The sequence below is a fragment of the Rheinheimera sp. UJ63 genome (genome assembly GCF_021568285.1).
In the GTDB taxonomy this organism is placed as follows: Bacteria; Pseudomonadota; Gammaproteobacteria; order Enterobacterales; family Alteromonadaceae; genus Alishewanella; species Alishewanella maricola.
Genome location: NZ_JAKGTQ010000002.1, coordinates 295,563 through 313,017, shown reverse-complemented (window position 1 = coordinate 313,017; position 17,455 = coordinate 295,563). Strand labels below are relative to the sequence as shown.

Genomic DNA, 17,455 nt, shown 5'->3' with positions numbered 1-17,455 from the left:
ATTACTGAAAGGGTCGCACATCACCACGGCCTTCACGGATGATAACCGGGCTTTCTTCAGATAAATCAATTACGGTAGTCGGATCTTCGCCAATCACGCCACCATGTAAAATCAAATCAACTTGGCGCTCTAACTGTTGGCGCATATCATCAGGATCGGCTTCGGCAAATTCATTACCCGGTAAAATCAAGCTGGTTGACAGCATCGGCTCACCAAGCTCTTCCAGTAAGGCCAAAGCAATTTTATGCTCTGGAATGCGCAAACCGATGATCTTTTTCTTTTCATTTAACAAACGCCGTGGCACTTCTTTAGTACCGCGTAAGATAAAGGTATAGGCCCCCGGTGTGTTATTTTTGATCAAGCGAAAGGCGCTGTTTTCAACCTTGGCATAAACCGACAACTCGGATAAATCACGGCACATCATGGTAAAGTTGTGATCACCACTGACTTGACGAATTTGTAAAATACGATCCATCGCGGCTTTATCGCCCATATGACAACCCAGAGCGTAACCACTGTCGGTGGGATAAACAACAATGCCGCCTTTTTGAATCAATTGCACCGCTTGTTTAATTAAACGTTGCTGTGGATTATCGGGGTGAATGTGAAAAAACTGACTCATAGTGCTTGCCCTTGCAAATTAGCGGTGTCGGTTGCTGTGGGCTGAAGTGCCCAATCCGCCCAAATTGGCGTAACATCATCCGGTAAATATAGATGCTTTCCTAGCTCATTCCAAGCCGTAGGCTGATGAAAATCTGAACCGACAGAAGCAGTTAAATTATGAAGTTGACACAGTGCCCACAGCTCACGCCGCTGCACTGGGGTTTGTTGTGGCGAGATGATCTCTAAAGCATCACCACCGGCTAGCGCAAAGTCTTGCACCAGGCGTTTTAAATATTTGCCGTTTAATTTGTATTTTAACGGATGCGCCAACACGGCTTGGCCGCCCGCATCGTGGATCCACTGGATCGCTTCGGCCATCGCCACCCAATTATTTGGCACATAGCCGGTTTTACCGCGCGCCAAGTATTTTTTAAATACGGTGTTCATCGAGCTAGCGTGGCCGGTATTCACTAAAAAGCGGGCAAAGTGCGTGCGCGTGATAGCCCCACCGTTGGTCAAAGCCAACACGGCAGGCAGCGCATCAGCAATGTTGGCTTTCGCTAAACGCCGGGCGATTTCTTCCGCGCGCTCAAACCGGCGCTGCTGCTGTAACGCCAAGCGGGCTTGAAATTGCGGGCAATCAGCGTTGATATTTAAGCCCACCACATGGATTTCAAATTCTTGCCAGGCAGTAGAGATTTCGACGCCGGCAATAAGCTTAAGCGGCGCTTGCTCGGCTTTTAGCCATTGCTGCGCTTCTGTTAAGCCACTAATGGTATCGTGATCAGTAATGGCCAGCACATCTAGCTTGACGCTAAGTGCCCGGCTCAGCAGTTCACTGACACTGAGCAGACCATCGGAATGAGTTGTGTGACTATGTAAGTCAATTTTCATGCAGTTTCCTTTTTAACAACCGCTATTGTCGCATAATCGCTTAGAAAGCCCAACAAACAAAGAACCAAGCCAAGCTTGCTTGCGTACAAAGGCGCACAGCAAACAACTGATGAGTGCATTATGTTTAAATGGTTAAAGCCCGATCCCGAAAAGAAATTACGCAAACGTTACGATGCCAAACTCGAGCAAGCTATGCATGCACAGCGCAATGGCGACATGCGGTTATTTGCCGACCTCACCGAAGAAAGCGAAGCCTTATGGCAACAACTGACAGAATTAAAAGCCCAAGCCAACAAATAAGCGCTGAGCATTTTTTGCACAACAGGCTTAAGGCTGATGATGAACCCAAGCGAATAAACACGATTTTTTGCTCGCTGAACAGCGGATAAGTGACCTGCAACACAGCCGTTCAGCCTTCTTTACGGTTTAATCGTCTTAAATGACAATTTGCTCTTGACGCGCCGCGCAATTCGCGGTTTGATGTAGCCTGATTTTTTAGAGGTGGTTAAAACCAATGCAATTCACGACTTTCGCTAACCTAAACATCTGGTGGTGGCACATTCCCAACGGGCATGTGTAGGCGTTGTATTCGCTTTAATAACCTAAGCCCGTTTCAAAAAGAAACGGGCTTTTTTTTACCCTGAATTTATAGCTGGTTTGTGTAAAGGATAATACCGATGATTTTTAGTCATATCACCGATACCCCAGGCGAAGTCGCCAGTATCGCACTGCCTGTGCCTTATCAGGCTGATGCTTTAGCCGCTTATGCGTCACTGTGCTCGGCCGACCGTTGCTCATTACTGCTAGAGTCGGCTGAAATTGACAGCAAAAATAGCGTTAACAGCTTAATGTTAATTGATGCGGCGCTCCGTTTAGAATGTAACGGGCAACAGGTCATCATCGATGCGTTAAGCAATAATGGCTTAGGCTTATTACCCTATTTAGCCGAGCAGCTTGCCGATTTAGCGCAGGTGACATTAAACGGCGAACAACTTATAGCAGAATTTAAACGCCCTGATCCGCTGTTAGATGAAATCAGTCGTTTAACTGAAGCTAACCCTTTTAGTGCGCTGCGTTTAGTGCAACAAAGCTTACGCGGCCAAAGTGATGAGCCTTTTGCCATCTTTTTAGGCGGCGTGATTGGTTATGACATGGTGGCAAACATTGAGCAATTGCCCGAAGTGCCGGTCAAGTCCAATCAATGCCCTGATTATGTGTTTTATCTGGCAGAAACCGCCCTAGCGATTGATCATCAGCGCCAGCAAAGCCGCTTGGTCGGCAACGTATTTTGTGGTGCCGATGCCCCTGCCAACTGTTTTGCCATTGGTAAACGCCTAGAGCAACTAAAACAGCAACTGGCGCAAACCCCTCCGTTAGCACCAGGTAAACCGGCCATAGATAGCAGCGTATCGGTTGATATTAGCGATGACGATTTTGCCAGCCAAGTAGAAAACTTAAAAGAGCATATTGTTGCCGGTGATGTCTTTCAAATTGTGCCTTCGCGTTGTTTTTCACTGCCGTGCCCCAACCCGTTAGCGGCCTATGCCAAATTAAAGCAGCTTAACCCCAGCCCTTATATGTTCTTTTTACAAGATCCGGCGTTTTGCTTATTTGGTGCCTCGCCAGAATCGGCTTTAAAATTTGCTGCCGACAACCGGCAAGTTGAGATCTACCCTATTGCGGGTACGCGTCGCCGTGGCTTTGCCGCCGATGGCAGCATTGATCGTGATTTAGACAGCCGTATTGAGTTAGAACTGCGCCAAGATGAAAAAGAAAAAGCCGAACATTTAATGCTGGTCGACTTAGCCCGAAATGATGTGGCGCGTATCGCGGTACCCGGCAGTCGCTATGTTAAAGAGCTATTAAAAGTGGATCGGTACTCTTATGTCATGCACTTGGTCTCACGTGTGGTCGGTACCTTAAAACCAGAATTAGATGCCCTGCACGCGTATCAAGCCTGCATGAATATGGGCACCTTAGTAGGCGCACCCAAAGTGAAAGCCGCTGAATTAATTCGCCAAGTTGAAGGCCAAAAGCGCGGCTCTTATGGCGGTGCCGTGGGGTATTTAGCCGGTAATGGTGATTTTGATAGCTGTATTGTCATACGCTCAGCCTATGTTGCTCAGGGCATGGCACATATTCAAGCCGGTGCCGGCGTGGTATTTGATTCTGTTGCCGTGCTAGAAGCGGAAGAAACCCGCAATAAAGCGCAAGCCGTGATTAAAGCTATTCAACAGGCGGGGTACTAAGCATGAGTACGCCAGCCATGACGACCTTAGGAAGCCGCATGCCGACGATTTATTTATTAGATAATATCGACTCTTTTACTTATAACCTTGTCGATGAATTTGCACAGTTGGGCTGCCAGTTAAAACTGTATCGCAACACCGTACCGGCTGAATTTATTTTCAACAAAATGCAGCAAGAAACAGGCCCGGTATTATTAGTGCTTTCGCCAGGCCCCGGCGCACCGGGTGATGCGGGCTCCATGCCAGCTTTATTGCGCCTTGCTGCGGGTGTCTATCCGGTGCTGGGTATTTGTTTGGGCCATCAAGCTATCGTAGAACATTACGGCGGACTGGTCGGACGCGCAGGTGAGACCGTACATGGCAAGACTTCAGCAATAACGCTGCACGAACACCCGGTGTTTCATGGCTTGCCACGGCCTTTTCCTGTGGCGCGCTATCATTCATTAATGGCCACCGAACTGCCGAATAGTCTGTACGTATTAGCCACTGAGCGGCATATCCCGATGGCCGTGATAAACGAAAGCCAACGGATGCTGGGTTTTCAGTTTCACCCAGAGTCTATTCTCACCACGCTGGGTAAGCCGTTGTTGCAGCAAAGTATTGCCTATTTACTAAGGAGTAAAGACTGATGTCGCAGCCTCAACATGATCAGACGCAGCACATTCTGCCTCTGGTGCAGCAAAGCTTAAATGGCAAAAGCCTGAGCCGTGCGCAAGCCGAACAATTTTTTACGGCGGTAGTACAAGGCCAAGTTGAACCCGTGCTGCTAACGGCCTTGCTGGTCGCCTTAAAAGTGCGCGGCGAAACTGCCGATGAAATTACCGGGGCAGCACAAGCCTTATTAGCCGCCGCTACCCCCTTTCCAACGACGGTCAGTGGCACCATTGATTGTTGTGGTACGGGCGGTGATGGCAGCAACACCATTAATATTTCTAGCACTGCAGCCATCGTTGCAGCCAGCATGGGCTTGCCAGTAACCAAACACGGTAATCGTAGTGTGTCATCCCGCTCAGGCTCAGCCGATTTATTGGAATACCTTGGCATTAATATTCAAGTTAGCCCAGAGCAAGCCGCGGCCACCTTAAAAGGCAGCAATTGTAGCTTTTTGTTTGCACCGCTTTATCACAGTGGTATCAAGCACGCGATGCCGGTACGCACCGCTCTGAAAAGCCGTACCCTGTTTAACTTACTAGGGCCGCTAATTAACCCAGCCCGACCTGATTTTCAACTGTTAGGGGTGTATGATGCTGGCCTGTGCAAACTGATGGCGCAGGCATTACAACAACTGGGCACGAAAGCCGCTTGGGTTGTGCACGGCAGTGGTTGTGATGAAATTGCTTTACATGGCAATACCTATGTTTGCCAATTAAAAAATGGCGAGCTTAGCGAATTTACCCTAACCCCTGCCGATTTTGGGGTAGAACCGCAAGCATTAAGCAGCTTGGCAGGCGGTGAGCCAGCCGATAACGCGGCAGCAACCTTAGCCATTTTAGCTGGCACCGCGCCAGAAGCGCATTTAACGGCGGTGGCAGTTAATGTGGCGGCGATGCTAAAAATTGCAGGCTTAGGTACTGATTTAAAAGTGAATACCCGCGCAGTATTAGAGCATCTGCACAGCGCCAAAGCGCTGCAAACGTTGCACAGCATGAAGGAGTTAAGTCGTGGTTGAAACAACGACACCCCAGGTGGTAATTGAAGGGGTTTTGGCAAAAATTGTCGATAAAAAACGACTCGAAGTCGCTGAAATGATGGCAGAGCGCCCGCTTGAGCAGTTTATCGATCAGGTGATCGCCACTGAGCGTAATTTTTTAGCGGTGTTACAACAACCGGGTGCCCGTTTTATTTTAGAGTGTAAAAAGGCTTCGCCTTCCAAAGGCTTGATCCGTGAACATTTTGATTTAAACGAAATTAGCAGCGTCTATAACTGCTATGCTGATGGCATTTCCGTTCTGACCGACAGCAGTTTCTTTCAGGGTAGCTATCAGTATTTAAGGCAAATGCGTACGCTTACCGACAAACCGTTGCTGCACAAAGATTTTATTATTTCGAGCTATCAGATTTACGCAGGGCGTGAAGCCGGTGCCGACGCAGTACTGCTGATGTTATCGATTTTAGATGATACGCAGTATCGCGAGTTGGCAACGGTGGCCAAACAACTGCGTATGACCATCTTAACTGAAGTGAGTAATGAGCAAGAAACCTTACGTGCCGTCACCCTAGGGGCGGAGTTAATTGGCATTAACAATCGTAATTTGCGCGATTTGAGTACTGATCTGCAAACCAGCGTACGCTTACGACAGCTGATCCCGGCGGATCGCACCGTGGTATCCGAATCAGGCATTTATCAAAATCAGCAAGTGCGGCAATTATTACCCGTAGCCGATGCCTTTTTAGTGGGCAGTTCGCTTATGGCGCAAACCGATTTAGCCGGCGCCTGTCATCGCTTGATTATTGGTGAGCATAAAGTCTGTGGTTTAACCCGTGCTGAAGATGTGCAAGCGGTCTATCAAGCCGGTGGCTATTATGGAGGCCTGATATTCGCAGCGGCCTCCCCTCGCGCGGTAAGCGCCGAGCAAGCGGCCGAGCTAGTCAAAGCGGCCCCGCTGCGCTTTGTCGGTGTATTTGTGAACGCCGAAAAAGAGCAAGTGGCCCATTTAGCAAGCCAATTAGCCTTAGCCGCCGTACAGTTACATGGCGATGAAGACGATGCTTATTTACAGGCATTAAAACCCTTATTGCCAACCGGCTGTGAAATATGGAAAGCCTATCGAGTACAAGCCGAATTACCGGCGTTTACCGCCTTAGCTGATCGCATCTTATTAGATAGCTTTCATCCACAACAACACGGTGGCTCGGGTGTCAGTTTCGACTGGCGTTTACTGCAACAACTGCAAAGCCAACAACCGATTATGCTAGCCGGTGGCTTGAACCCCGATAATCTCATTGCCGCCTTAGCACTGCCGGTTGCCGGTTTAGATATGAATTCCGGCCTCGAAACGGCTGCCGGTTTGAAAGACGCGACGAAAATCGCCAGTGCCTTTCAGCGGATCCGTGAATTTGATTTTTTGACTAAGAAGAGTGTCCCACATGAGTGAGCTAAAACTTAATCCTTACTTCGGCCAATATGGCGGTATGTTTGTGCCGCAATTGTTGGTGCCCGCCTTAAAGCAATTAGAAGCGGCCTTTGTTGACGCTCAACAAGATCCGGCGTTTCATGCCGAGTTTCAACAATTGCTGACGGAATATGCCGGTCGGCCCACACCATTAACGCTAACCCGCAATTTATCACCCAACCCGCTGGTGAAAATTTATCTGAAGCGTGAAGACTTACTGCACGGTGGCGCCCATAAAACCAACCAAGTTTTAGGCCAAGCGTTACTGACGAAACGCATGGGTAAAAAAGAAGTGATCGCTGAAACCGGCGCAGGCCAACATGGTGTGGCAACCGCTTTAGCCTGTGCCTTACTGGGTTTAAAATGCCGCATTTATATGGGCGCTAAAGATATTGAGCGCCAGCAACCGAACGTATTTCGGATGCAGCTAATGGGAGCAACCGTGATCCCAGTTACCGCCGGTTCAGGCACCTTGAAAGATGCCGTGAACGAAGCGATGCGCGACTGGTCTGCCACATACGAAACCACTCACTATATGTTAGGCACCGCAGCGGGCCCTCACCCCTTCCCCACTATTGTGCGTGATTTCCAACGGATGATCGGTGAAGAAGCTAAAGCACAGATCCTCAAAGCTGAAGGTCAATTACCCGATGCAGTGATCGCTTGTGTCGGTGGCGGCTCAAACGCTATCGGTATTTTTGCCGACTTTATTGAAGAATCCGGCGTGCGCCTAATCGGCGTTGAACCCGGTGGTAAAGGGATTAATACCCATCAACATGGTGCGGCATTAAGTACCGGTAGTTACGGTATTTTGCACGGTGCTTACACCGCGATTATGCAAACCACCGATGGCCAAATTGAAGAGTCTTACTCTATTTCAGCCGGTCTAGATTATCCCGCTGTTGGGCCACAACACACCCATTTACAACAAATTGGTCGTGCTGAATACGTGGCCATTAACGATGACGAAGCCTTAGCGGCTTTTCAATTACTCGCCATGAAAGAAGGGATTATTCCGGCATTAGAAAGCTCTCATGCCGTAGCGCACGCCATTAAAATGGCCGAAGCAGCAACCGAGCCCATGGTGCTATTAATTAATTTATCGGGTCGCGGCGATAAAGACTTATCGCATGTGCACAGTGTATTAGCCGCACAACAGCAAGGAGCAGAGTAATGCAACGTTATCAACAGATGTTTCAGCGGCTGAGTGACGAAAAACGTGGCGCTTTTGTGCCGTTCGTTACCGTGGGCGATCCACAGCCCGAGCTGTCGTTTCAAATTATTAAAGCTTTAATTGATGGCGGTGCTGATGCCTTAGAGTTAGGTATTCCGTTCTCAGATCCGATTGCCGATGGCCCCACCATTCAAAATGCTAATATCCGCGCACTGGCTGCGGGTGTCACCCCCGCCATGTGTTTCGATATTATTAAGCGTATTCGTGCCTATGATGCAAACATTCCAATTGGTTTGCTGCTGTATTCCAACTTGGTTATGGCAAAAGGCCTGGACACGTTTTATGCGACGGCTGCCGCCGCAGGCGTTGACTCCGTGCTGATTGCGGATGTGCCACTGAGTGAAAGCAAAATGTTCCGTCAAGCGGCCATGGCACACAATATTGCACCGATTTATATTGTGCCGCCGAATGTCGATGATGATGACTTACGTGCGATTGCCTCTTATGGCCGTGGCTACACCTATTTGTTAAGTCGTGCTGGGGTAACCGGTGCCGAAACCAAAGCAGCGATGCCGACAGCGGCTTTGATTGAACGTATTCGTGCTTATAATCCGGCGCCACCACTACTTGGCTTTGGTATTTCTTCACCAGAGCAAGTTCGGGCAGCAATTGATAATGGCGCAGCCGGTGCGATCAGCGGCTCGGCAATTGTTAACATTATTGAGCAAAACCAAGCCGATCCGGCTTTAATGCTCAGTAAGTTACAGCAATTTGTGAGCGAGATGAAAGCCGCCAGCTAAGCATTACAGACGATCCGTTGGCTAAAGCTGCGGATCGTCTTGCTGTTACGGCTTACACCGTTTTTTAAAACCTGCACAAATTTCTCTGACGCCGCCTGCGAGCGCGTTATAATAGCGCCACGATAACCTTCAGAAGATGACTCATCATGCAAATCAGTTCTAACAGTGTTGTACAATTTCATTACACGATCACCGAAAACGGCACTGAGCTTGAAAGCTCACGCCAAGGTGATGCCATGTTGTATTTACATGGCCACAATCAAATGCTGCCAAAGCTTGAAGAAGCCTTACAAGATAAAAACGCTGGCGACACGCTAGAAGTGACACTGGCTCCGGTGGATGCTTATGGTGAGCGCAAAGCCGATGCCATTCAAAGCGTACAAGTCAAACACCTGCAAGGTGCCAAAAAATGGAAACCGGGTATGGTGGCATGGGTTAATACCGATCATGGCGAGCGCCAAGTCACCATCGTTAAAATGGGTATGTTTAAAGCTGACGTAGACACTAACCACCCCTTAGCCGGTAAAACGGTGACTTTTCATATCGAGATTTTGTCGGTACGTGAAGCCACAGAAGAAGAGCTTGCGCATGGCCATGCCCACGGCGCAGGTGGGCATCAGCATTAAGCATTAAGCCTTGCGCTAAAAGCTTTACGCTTCTCGCTCTCAGTTTACGGAGCAATGATCTCCGTTCAGCGGCAGCCGCCTTTAGCTGAAAAACAAAAAACGCAGCGTTTTGACGCTGCGTTTTTTATGAGCCTCAGTTTAATGCATTCAGCAAACAGATTAGTGCGTGCTTAAACACGCCACCACTTCGCGCTAATTCGGTAATAAGCGCAGTAACTGCCCTTTAGCGCCATCGGTTAACAGGTAAATCGCCCCATCTGGCCCCGTGCGCACATCCCGTAGCCGAGTAGCTAAATCCGCTAACAGTACTTGTTCTGCCGTGACTTTGCCCGCCGTTAATTGCAAACGATGTAACGCTTTACCGGCTAAGGCACTGACAAAGATATTCCCTTGCCACTGTGGAAATAACTCTCCTTGATATAAGGTCATGCCCGCGGGGGCAATGGATGGCGTCCAAACATACAACGGATCTTGCATGCCCACAAAACGCTGATAAGGCGAGACACGCGCGCCGGTATAATCCACACCATAGGTGGCTACAGGCCAGCCGTAGTTTTGCCCGGCACTTAGCAGGTTTAATTCGTCGCCCCCTTTAGGCCCATGCTCATGGCTATAAAGTTGCCCGGTTTGTGGATCATAGACAATGCCTTGCACGTTACGATGGCCCAGTGTGAAGATCTCCCCGGCAATACCAAACTCATTAACAAAAGGGTTGTCGGCAGGCACCGCCCCATCCACCGTCAGACGCACCGTTTTACCCAAATGATTGGCTTTATTTTGCGCCTGCTCCCGATAGTCAAAACCGTCGCCTAAGGTTAACACTAAGGTTTCATCGGGTAATTGCACCATACGCCCACCGTAATGGGCGGCGCCGCGTCGCTCAGGCTGCGCCCGAAAAATCGGTCGAATGGCGGTTAATTCATCATTCACTAATTGGGCACTGGCTAAGCAAGTACTGTTGGCATTTAAATTTCCGCAAGAGTAACTTAAAAATAACCGACCGCTACTGTCAAAGTCAGCCGCCAGCAGCACGTCGAGTAACCCCCCTTGCGCAGCCACAAACATATCGGGCAAGGCCGCGGCTTGGCGCTTGGCTTCACTGCCATCGGCATTCAGAATAACCAGCTGGCCAGTGCGCTCGGTGACTAAAAAACGCCCGTCGGGCATAAAGGCCAATGACCAGGCAAAATCGAGATCGCTGGCCACGGTATCAAGGCGCCAAGAGGTTTCGGCCACTAAGGGCAAACTGAGCAAGGCGCTGCACGTTAAACTCAGGGTGAGCTGCTGTAAGGCTTTCAGTTTTTTAACGATAGACGTGTTCATCGCGTACTCCGTTTCGCTGTCATCCATTGAAAAAATACCGCTGCAAAGGCGGTGCAACAGAGCAATAACAACGTACCACTCGTGCTGCGATTCAGCGCAATCAGCGTTGGCATAGGGGCCAAATAATTAATCAGGTTAAGGGCTAGCCAAGTTGCTAATGCCGTTACCGCAAACATGGCGGCCAGCGGTTGCAATGGCAAGAACCGACAGATCAGCTTGGTTGATAGCACACTTAATATCAAAATGGGCAAAAAGATCAGTGCTAATAGCGGCATAAAATGCCGTAAATCGAAAAGAAAAGTACGCCATTGATCGGCTAACGACACCGAACCTGCCAGCTGGGTGATCGCCCATAAATTGGCCGCGCTTTGTAATGCGGTACCCAGCATAGCCGCTAACAACACGGCCAGTACAAAGTAACTGATTATTTTCATCCGTTATTCCCTTTTTTTGCGCTAAGTCAGGCACTCAGCATACGGCAGAACAAGATTATCTGCATCCGGTAATAGGTTTACGTGACACAAACTGCTAAGATCAGCCTTATGTTGGCGATCTGTCATTTCCCCGCTGCCGTAACGTCTTTTTTGATTTTCAGTGAGAGTAATTACCGATTATGGGTTATATCAACAGCAAAAATTATAGTCATGGCGACGCCGATAAAATCGGCGTGTTATTAACCAATTTAGGCACACCAGATGAACCCACGCCTAAAGCTCTGCGTCGTTACCTCAAACAGTTTTTATCGGACCCTCGTGTGGTAGAAGTACCCCGCTTATTATGGTGGTGTATTTTAAATGGCATTATTTTAAATATTCGGCCTCGTCGCTCAGCTAAAGCTTATGCCGGTGTATTTACCGAGCAAGGCTCCCCCTTGTTATTTCATACGGTGAACCAAAGCCAAGCAGTACAAGCCGCCCTCACCGCGGCAGGCCAGCATAATGTTGTGGTTGATTATGCCATGCGCTATGGCAATCCCAGTATGGACAGTGCCATTGAACGCTTGATGGCACAGGGCGTGCGCAAGTTATTGGTACTACCGCTTTATCCTCAATATGCTGCCGCCACTACGGCTTCAACCTTTGATGCGTTAGCCGCTAACTTTACGCAGCGTCGCTGGTTGCCAGATCTGCGTTTTATCAGCCATTACCATGATTATCCAGCTTATATCGCAGCCTGTGTTGCACAAATTCAAGCACATTGGCAGCAACATGGCCAAACCGATCAATTGCTGTTTTCTTATCACGGTATTCCAAAGCGTTATTTACTCAATGGCGATCCTTATCACTGTGAATGTTACAAAACCTCACGCTTGATCGCCGAACAACTCGGCTTAAGAAAAGATCAATACATGACCACCTTTCAATCGCGCTTTGGCCGCGAAGAATGGTTAAAACCTTATACCGACGAAACGCTAAAAGCGTTACCGGGTTTAGGTGTGCACAGCGTGCAAGTGTTCTGTCCAGGATTTGCTGCTGATTGTTTAGAAACGATTGAAGAAATCGCGGAAGAAAACAAAGAGTATTTTGAGCAGGCCGGTGGTGAGCGTTACGAATACATTACCGCACTGAACGACAGCCCTGCACATATTGATGCGCTAACACAGCTTATTTTAGATAATTTACAAGGCTGGCAAATTACCGCTGATCCTGACAGACTGGTTCGGGCGCAGCAACTTAACCACGAGGAAGTGAAATAAAGTCACCACTATGTCAGACGAAAAAAGAGTTGAGCCCCGCATTGGTGACGCCCCGTTAGAAGGGCCACCAGTGCTAAAAAGACGGCATTTTGAAAATGTACGCGAAAACCAACGTAAAGTCGTCGCCCCTCGGGTCCATAATTGGAAACCGTTGAAGTGGTTACTTTGGCTGTTAGTCTTGCTGCTATTAGCTGGCCTCGTTTATCAAGAAGCACGCACCAGCTTCTTGCAAGCGCGGGTTTGGCATTACCTGGCCACACAATTAACCTTTGAACAAGGCACAGGCCCGGCACCTGCCGAGCAACAACCCATTTATCCAACGGGTGGGCCCTTTGACCAACGGGCTGGCTATAGCCATTTAGCCGATTGGTTAATCAAACTCAATAATAGTGGCTTTAATATTACCAGCCAAAGTCGTTTTTCACCCAGTTTACAGCGCTACACCGAGTGGGGCTTGTACCCACCCTATGCCGAAAAAACCCAATGGGGCTTGCAAATTTTCGATTGCCAGCAACAACCGTTATTCAGTTATCAAACACCTGAACAGCAATATGCTCAGTTTAGTGATGTTGCACCGCTGATGTTGCGGATCTTATTATTCATTGAAAACCGAGATTTATTTCAAGCCGCACCGCTGACTAATCCGGCCATTGACTGGTCTCGTTTGGCCGTTGCCGGCTTAGCACAAGCGCAAAAGTTAGCAGGACAAGAAGCCGCCGCGGCCGGTGGCAGTACCCTCGCGACGCAAATCGAAAAATATCGGCACTCGCCACAAGGTTTTACCTCAGGTTTTGCCGATAAGCTCCGCCAAATGGCATCAGCCAGTATCCGCGCTTATCAACCCGGCTTAGAAACCATGGCGCGACGAATGCAAATCGCCTTAGACTACATTAATACCGTGCCTTTAGCCGCCACACCCCAAGCAGGTGAAATACATGGTATTGCAGATGGTTTAAATGCCTGGTTTGGTGTTGATGCCATGCAGGTCAATCGTTTACTGCAAGATGCAGAACCCACCGCCGCTCATGGCCAAGCGCTGCGTCAGGTGTTAGCCTTGTTTATTGCCCAGCGTCGCCCCAGCTTTTATTTACTGCAAGGCCGCGCCGAGCTGGAAGAACTGGTAGACAGCCACCTGCGTTTATTACGCCAATTTAATATTCTATCGCCGGCTTGGTATGCCGCGGCAAGCGAGCAAACCTTAAATTTTAATCAGCAAGCTCGGCAAACCACGCGTAAGTTAGATAAAACGGCCTTGTTAGTGCGAAACCGTGTCGCCGGTTTATTAGGCCGCAGTTTATATCAAACCGACCGGCTCGATTTAACGGTGCAAACCACGTTAAACTTGCCACTGCAGGCAAAAATAAATCGCTATTTGCAGCAATTATCACAACTGCCCGCGGCCAATAATGCCGGTATTATTGGTCAACGTTTATTACAAGAAAACCAGATTGGCAACGTTAAATACAGTTTTACACTGTATGAAAGCACGCCGCTAGGCAATAAGCTGCGAGTGCAAACCGATAACCATGCAGAGCAACCTTTTGATTTAAACGAGGGCAGTAAGTTAGAGCTGGGCTCAACCGCGAAGTTGCGCACCTTAGCCACTTATCTGGAAATGGTGGCCGAGATCCACCAGTTATATGCTGAAGAGTCGCCCCAGCAACTGGCCTTTTTAGATATAGCACCACAAGATGAGCTGTCGCAGTGGGCCATAAACTACCTGATTGCCAATCCTGGCGTAACGTTACTGACCATGCTCAATGCTGCGATGGATCGTGAGTTTTCTGCCGATCCCCGAAGCAGCTTTTTTACTGGCGGGGGCTTACATACCTTCGGCAATTTCCGCCGTGAAGAAGATCGCATGACACCGACACTGCGCAAAGCCTTGTATGAATCGATTAACCTGCCTTTTGTACGCTTAATGCAAGAGTTGGTGCAATACAGTATCCATCATGGTGAAAGCAGCAGTTATCAGTTATTGAAAAACGATAACGATCCGCGCCGTGATCAATATTTACGCCGTTTTGCCGATCACGAGGGCGTAAAATACCTACAACGTTTCTGGCGTAAATACCACAAGCTCAGCGCCAACGAGCGCTTAGACGTGTTTTTAAATGGTTTGCGGCAAACACCTGACCGCTTAAGTGCCGGCTATCGCTTTATTAACCCCAGCCAAAGCGAAAGTGAATTTATCAGCGCCATGCAGCAGCGTTTTACTGATAACCCACTGACAACGCAACAATGGCGTCAGCTTTATAAAAAATACTCGCCCAGCGAGTTTAGCTTACCGGATCAAGCCTATTTAGCTCGCAGCCACCCGTTAGAGTTATGGTTGTTGGCGTATTTACAGCAGCAACCGGCAGCCACCCTAGCCGAAGCCACGACGCTCAGCGCCGATGTGCGGCAGCAAGCCTATCAGTGGTTATTCCGCACGCAGTCGCGTAGTGCCCGGGATAATCGCATTCGCACAATGCTCGAAATCGAGGCGTTTTGGGATATTCATCAGCGCTGGCAGCGTATGGGCTATCCGTTTGAGTACTTGGTACCGTCACTGGCTACCGCATTAGGCAGCTCTGGCGATCGACCGGCTGCTTTAGCGGAGCTGATGGGCATTATTCAAAATGGCGGTAAACGACTGCCGATGTTCAGAATTGCCGGGGTGCACTTTGCCGCAAATACGCCTTACGATGTGGCTTTAAGTCGCACAGAAGTGCAAGCAACACGCGTTATGGCACCCGAAGTTGCTCAGGTGTTGCGCGAAAACTTAGCGGGCGTTGTTCAGCTTGGCACAGGGCGGCGTTTATTACCGCATTTTAGCTTAAGTAACTTGCCCGACTTGGCGATTATTGGGGGTAAAACCGGCACAGGTGACAATCGTATCAGTACGGTGAACAGCCGTGGCGAGACCGTTCAGTCGCGCGCACTCAATCGCACGGCAACCTTTGCGTTTTATCTCAGTGATAATTACTTTGGGGTGATCAGTGTTTATATTCCAGGCAATGCGGCAGACGACTACTCTTTTACTTCGGCACTACCGCTGCAAGTATTAAACGGTATGTCGCCCTTGCTCATGCCATTACTAAAAGATAATGGCAGCTGCCCTTAGTAGACGATTGAGATTGCAACTGACTCAGCGGCGTGAGTAGAAAAATAAGCAGCGCGAGTAGAGCGATATAATGACACACCTCTCGCGGGCAGACTAAGCCGCAATCACCTGATTGCGGCCATTGTTCTTCGCTTGATACAGCGCCATATCCGCCCGATGCAACCACTGCTCCCAATCTTCATCTGGCGCTAACATGGCCACACCTGCGGATAAGGTGACCGCTTTGCCATCGGGTAAGGTTAACTGCTGCTCAACCCCTTGGCGGATCTTCTCGGCCAGATGCAATAAATCAGTCGGTTTAATATCACGCAGCAACACAATAAATTCTTCGCCGCCAAACCGAAACACGCGATCAGTCTGACGAATTAATGACGAAATTAATGGCACTAAGCGCACCAATGTTTGATCACCGACTTTATGGCCATAGTTGTCATTGATTAATTTAAAGTAGTCCAAATCAAACAAAATTAAACCGTAATGGCAGTTCAATTTTTGTTTTAACTGCACAGCCAGATCTAACTGGGCATTTAAAGTATGACGATTGCCCGCCCCCGTTAAACTGTCGATACTGGCCATATGCTTTAATTCTTTATTCTGTGCCCGGGTGCGATAGGCAAACATAAAGGCGAAAAAACTGCAGATAAAGGCGGTGACGACGAATGACATCATTTGATAATGATTAACAAAGATTTGCCCCGGCTTAAGAAAATCAATGCCAACCAATAACAAAAGTAATAACAAGGAAAGTAAGATGGCTTCTTTAGCGGAAACTAAGAAGAAGATAAACACCATGAGCGGATAGACCCAAAATAAGCCGTTAACGCCTAAACTGGTACAGATAATGGCTAAACCAATACAAAATATCAGTGCCAAAAACTGGCCTGGCCGCACCGTATCATTGGTGTGCCATGCATACCACACCGCGATTGAACTGGTAAAAACAATCGTTAAATCCGCAATTCCCACCAGCATATTGCCCGTGAAGAGACGATACACACCGTAAGGCGTAATGAATAGCAATATCATTACACCCACTAATGTGATCATAGCAAGATAGAAGTTTTGTTTTAACCTAGCGAGCAAAGTGCACCTGTTAACTGTTATTTTTATGTTGATACTATAGAGGCTATCACGTAAAAATGACAAGTCATTGCGGTTAAATTCTCTTTGTTAGGCCATTTGCTGCCAAAACGCCTGTTGTAACTCATTAAAGTGAGCGATGCTGTAATCCGCTTGCGGCAAAAAATGGTGATTACTGTCGTTAAGGTATAAACAGGATGCGGCCCCGGCATTGGCGGCAACTTGTAAATCAAATACGTAATCGCCAACATACAGCATCTGCTGGCATGGAACGCGTAAACGCTCGGCAATGATATGTAAGCCTTGCGGGTCGGGTTTGGCCGCACAATCTTCTCGTGTGAGCACTAACTCAATCGGAATTTGTAACCGGGTTAGCACATGCTCGGTGGCTTCGCGCATGTTGCGCGTTAAAATGGCCAGTGGCAGCTTTTTCTCTAATAACGCCAGTAAACAGGCTTCGGCCCCCGGCATCCACTGTGCCGCTGCTGCACCGGCATTTTCATGACGCCGAATAATCTGATGAACCCGGTCAGCTTCTGCACCTGGGCCGAGCGTGGCAATATGCTCAAGTAAGGGTGTGCCATGCGGCCAACCAAGATCATCGCAAATTGCTGCAAAATCTAAGCGTGAATCGATCAGGGTACCGTCTAAATCAAATACCACTGCTTTAATATGAGCCAAGTTCATGGCAAACCCTCTTGATTAATGCCATCTTAAACGGCTTATTTTGCGAAAAAGATCATGCAGCAGTTGCTAAAAAAGCCTGCTATTCGCTAGACTACCCCACCAAT

At 48.6% G+C, this 17,455-nt stretch carries 16 protein-coding genes; 10 read left to right on the top strand and 6 right to left on the bottom strand.

All coding sequences use genetic code 11. The features are described 5' to 3' along the window. Position 1 precedes the first annotated feature (1 nt). Positions 2 to 622, bottom strand: a complete 621-nt coding sequence (locus tag L1N97_RS07540) for an L-threonylcarbamoyladenylate synthase (protein ID WP_236129350.1) — start codon at positions 620 to 622, stop codon at positions 2 to 4. Next, positions 619 to 1,497 carry an RNase RNM gene (gene rnm / locus L1N97_RS07535; protein WP_236129349.1) on the bottom strand — a complete coding sequence of 293 codons (879 nt, stop codon included), beginning with the start codon at positions 1,495 to 1,497 and terminating at the stop codon, positions 619 to 621. The genes L1N97_RS07540 and rnm overlap by 4 nt, the downstream gene beginning before the upstream one ends. 120 nt (positions 1,498 to 1,617) lie before the next feature. On the opposite strand from rnm, the gene L1N97_RS07530 reads away from it, so the two are divergent. The 8 genes from L1N97_RS07530 to L1N97_RS07495 all read left to right on the top strand — a co-directional run bounded on the left by L1N97_RS07530 (position 1,618) and on the right by L1N97_RS07495 (position 9,459). After that, the gene (locus tag L1N97_RS07530) at positions 1,618 to 1,797 is read left to right on the top strand and encodes a DUF6435 family protein (RefSeq protein ID WP_226750205.1); all 180 of its coding nucleotides are present in this window, start codon (positions 1,618 to 1,620) and stop codon (positions 1,795 to 1,797) included. Between the two features lie 377 nt (positions 1,798 to 2,174). Then, entirely contained in the window at positions 2,175 to 3,746 is a 1,572-nt protein-coding gene (locus L1N97_RS07525; protein WP_236129348.1) for an anthranilate synthase component 1, read from the top strand. A 2-nt stretch (positions 3,747 to 3,748) separates the two neighbouring features. After that, on the top strand, positions 3,749 to 4,375 hold the full coding sequence (locus L1N97_RS07520; protein ID WP_236129347.1) for an aminodeoxychorismate/anthranilate synthase component II: 627 nt from the start codon (positions 3,749 to 3,751) through the stop codon (positions 4,373 to 4,375). Then, positions 4,375 to 5,415, top strand: coding sequence for an anthranilate phosphoribosyltransferase (gene trpD, locus L1N97_RS07515; protein ID WP_236129346.1), 1,041 nt, complete (start codon positions 4,375 to 4,377; stop codon positions 5,413 to 5,415). Before L1N97_RS07520 ends, trpD begins: the two co-directional genes overlap by 1 nt. Then, the gene (trpCF, locus tag L1N97_RS07510) at positions 5,408 to 6,841 is read left to right on the top strand and encodes a bifunctional indole-3-glycerol-phosphate synthase TrpC/phosphoribosylanthranilate isomerase TrpF (protein ID WP_236129345.1); all 1,434 of its coding nucleotides are present in this window, start codon (positions 5,408 to 5,410) and stop codon (positions 6,839 to 6,841) included. Before trpD ends, trpCF begins: the two co-directional genes overlap by 8 nt. Continuing rightward, entirely contained in the window at positions 6,834 to 8,033 is a 1,200-nt protein-coding gene (gene trpB / locus L1N97_RS07505) for a tryptophan synthase subunit beta (protein WP_229584407.1), read from the top strand. Before trpCF ends, trpB begins: the two co-directional genes overlap by 8 nt. Next, positions 8,033 to 8,833 (top strand): tryptophan synthase subunit alpha, encoded by an 801-nt coding sequence (gene trpA, locus L1N97_RS07500; RefSeq protein WP_226750210.1) that lies wholly within the window; start codon positions 8,033 to 8,035, stop codon positions 8,831 to 8,833. Before trpB ends, trpA begins: the two co-directional genes overlap by 1 nt. A 146-nt stretch (positions 8,834 to 8,979) precedes the next feature. Continuing rightward, positions 8,980 to 9,459, top strand: a complete 480-nt coding sequence (locus L1N97_RS07495) for an FKBP-type peptidyl-prolyl cis-trans isomerase (RefSeq protein WP_226750211.1) — start codon at positions 8,980 to 8,982, stop codon at positions 9,457 to 9,459. 192 nt (positions 9,460 to 9,651) lie between these two features. On the opposite strand, the gene L1N97_RS07490 is transcribed toward L1N97_RS07495, so the two are convergent. After that, positions 9,652 to 10,782 carry a PQQ-dependent sugar dehydrogenase gene (locus L1N97_RS07490; RefSeq protein ID WP_236129344.1) on the bottom strand — a complete coding sequence of 377 codons (1,131 nt, stop codon included), beginning with the start codon at positions 10,780 to 10,782 and terminating at the stop codon, positions 9,652 to 9,654. Further along, on the bottom strand, positions 10,779 to 11,216 hold the full coding sequence (locus L1N97_RS07485) for a hypothetical protein (RefSeq protein WP_236129343.1): 438 nt from the start codon (positions 11,214 to 11,216) through the stop codon (positions 10,779 to 10,781). Before L1N97_RS07485 ends, L1N97_RS07490 begins: the two co-directional genes overlap by 4 nt. A 179-nt stretch (positions 11,217 to 11,395) precedes the next feature. On the opposite strand from L1N97_RS07485, the gene hemH reads away from it, so the two are divergent. Continuing rightward, positions 11,396 to 12,478, top strand: coding sequence for a ferrochelatase (hemH, locus tag L1N97_RS07480; RefSeq protein ID WP_236129342.1), 1,083 nt, complete (start codon positions 11,396 to 11,398; stop codon positions 12,476 to 12,478). 10 nt (positions 12,479 to 12,488) lie between these two features. Further along, positions 12,489 to 15,584 (top strand): transglycosylase domain-containing protein, encoded by a 3,096-nt coding sequence (locus L1N97_RS07475; RefSeq protein WP_236129341.1) that lies wholly within the window; start codon positions 12,489 to 12,491, stop codon positions 15,582 to 15,584. A gap of 93 nt (positions 15,585 to 15,677) precedes the next feature. Here the strand turns inward: L1N97_RS07475 and L1N97_RS07470 are convergent, their stop codons facing one another. Continuing rightward, positions 15,678 to 16,610 carry a GGDEF domain-containing protein gene (locus tag L1N97_RS07470; RefSeq protein ID WP_236129340.1) on the bottom strand — a complete coding sequence of 311 codons (933 nt, stop codon included), beginning with the start codon at positions 16,608 to 16,610 and terminating at the stop codon, positions 15,678 to 15,680. 144 nt (positions 16,611 to 16,754) lie between these two features. Further along, a complete protein-coding gene (locus L1N97_RS07465) occupies positions 16,755 to 17,351 on the bottom strand; it encodes an HAD family hydrolase (RefSeq protein WP_236129339.1) in 597 nt (198 codons plus the stop codon). Positions 17,352 to 17,455 lie beyond the last annotated feature (104 nt).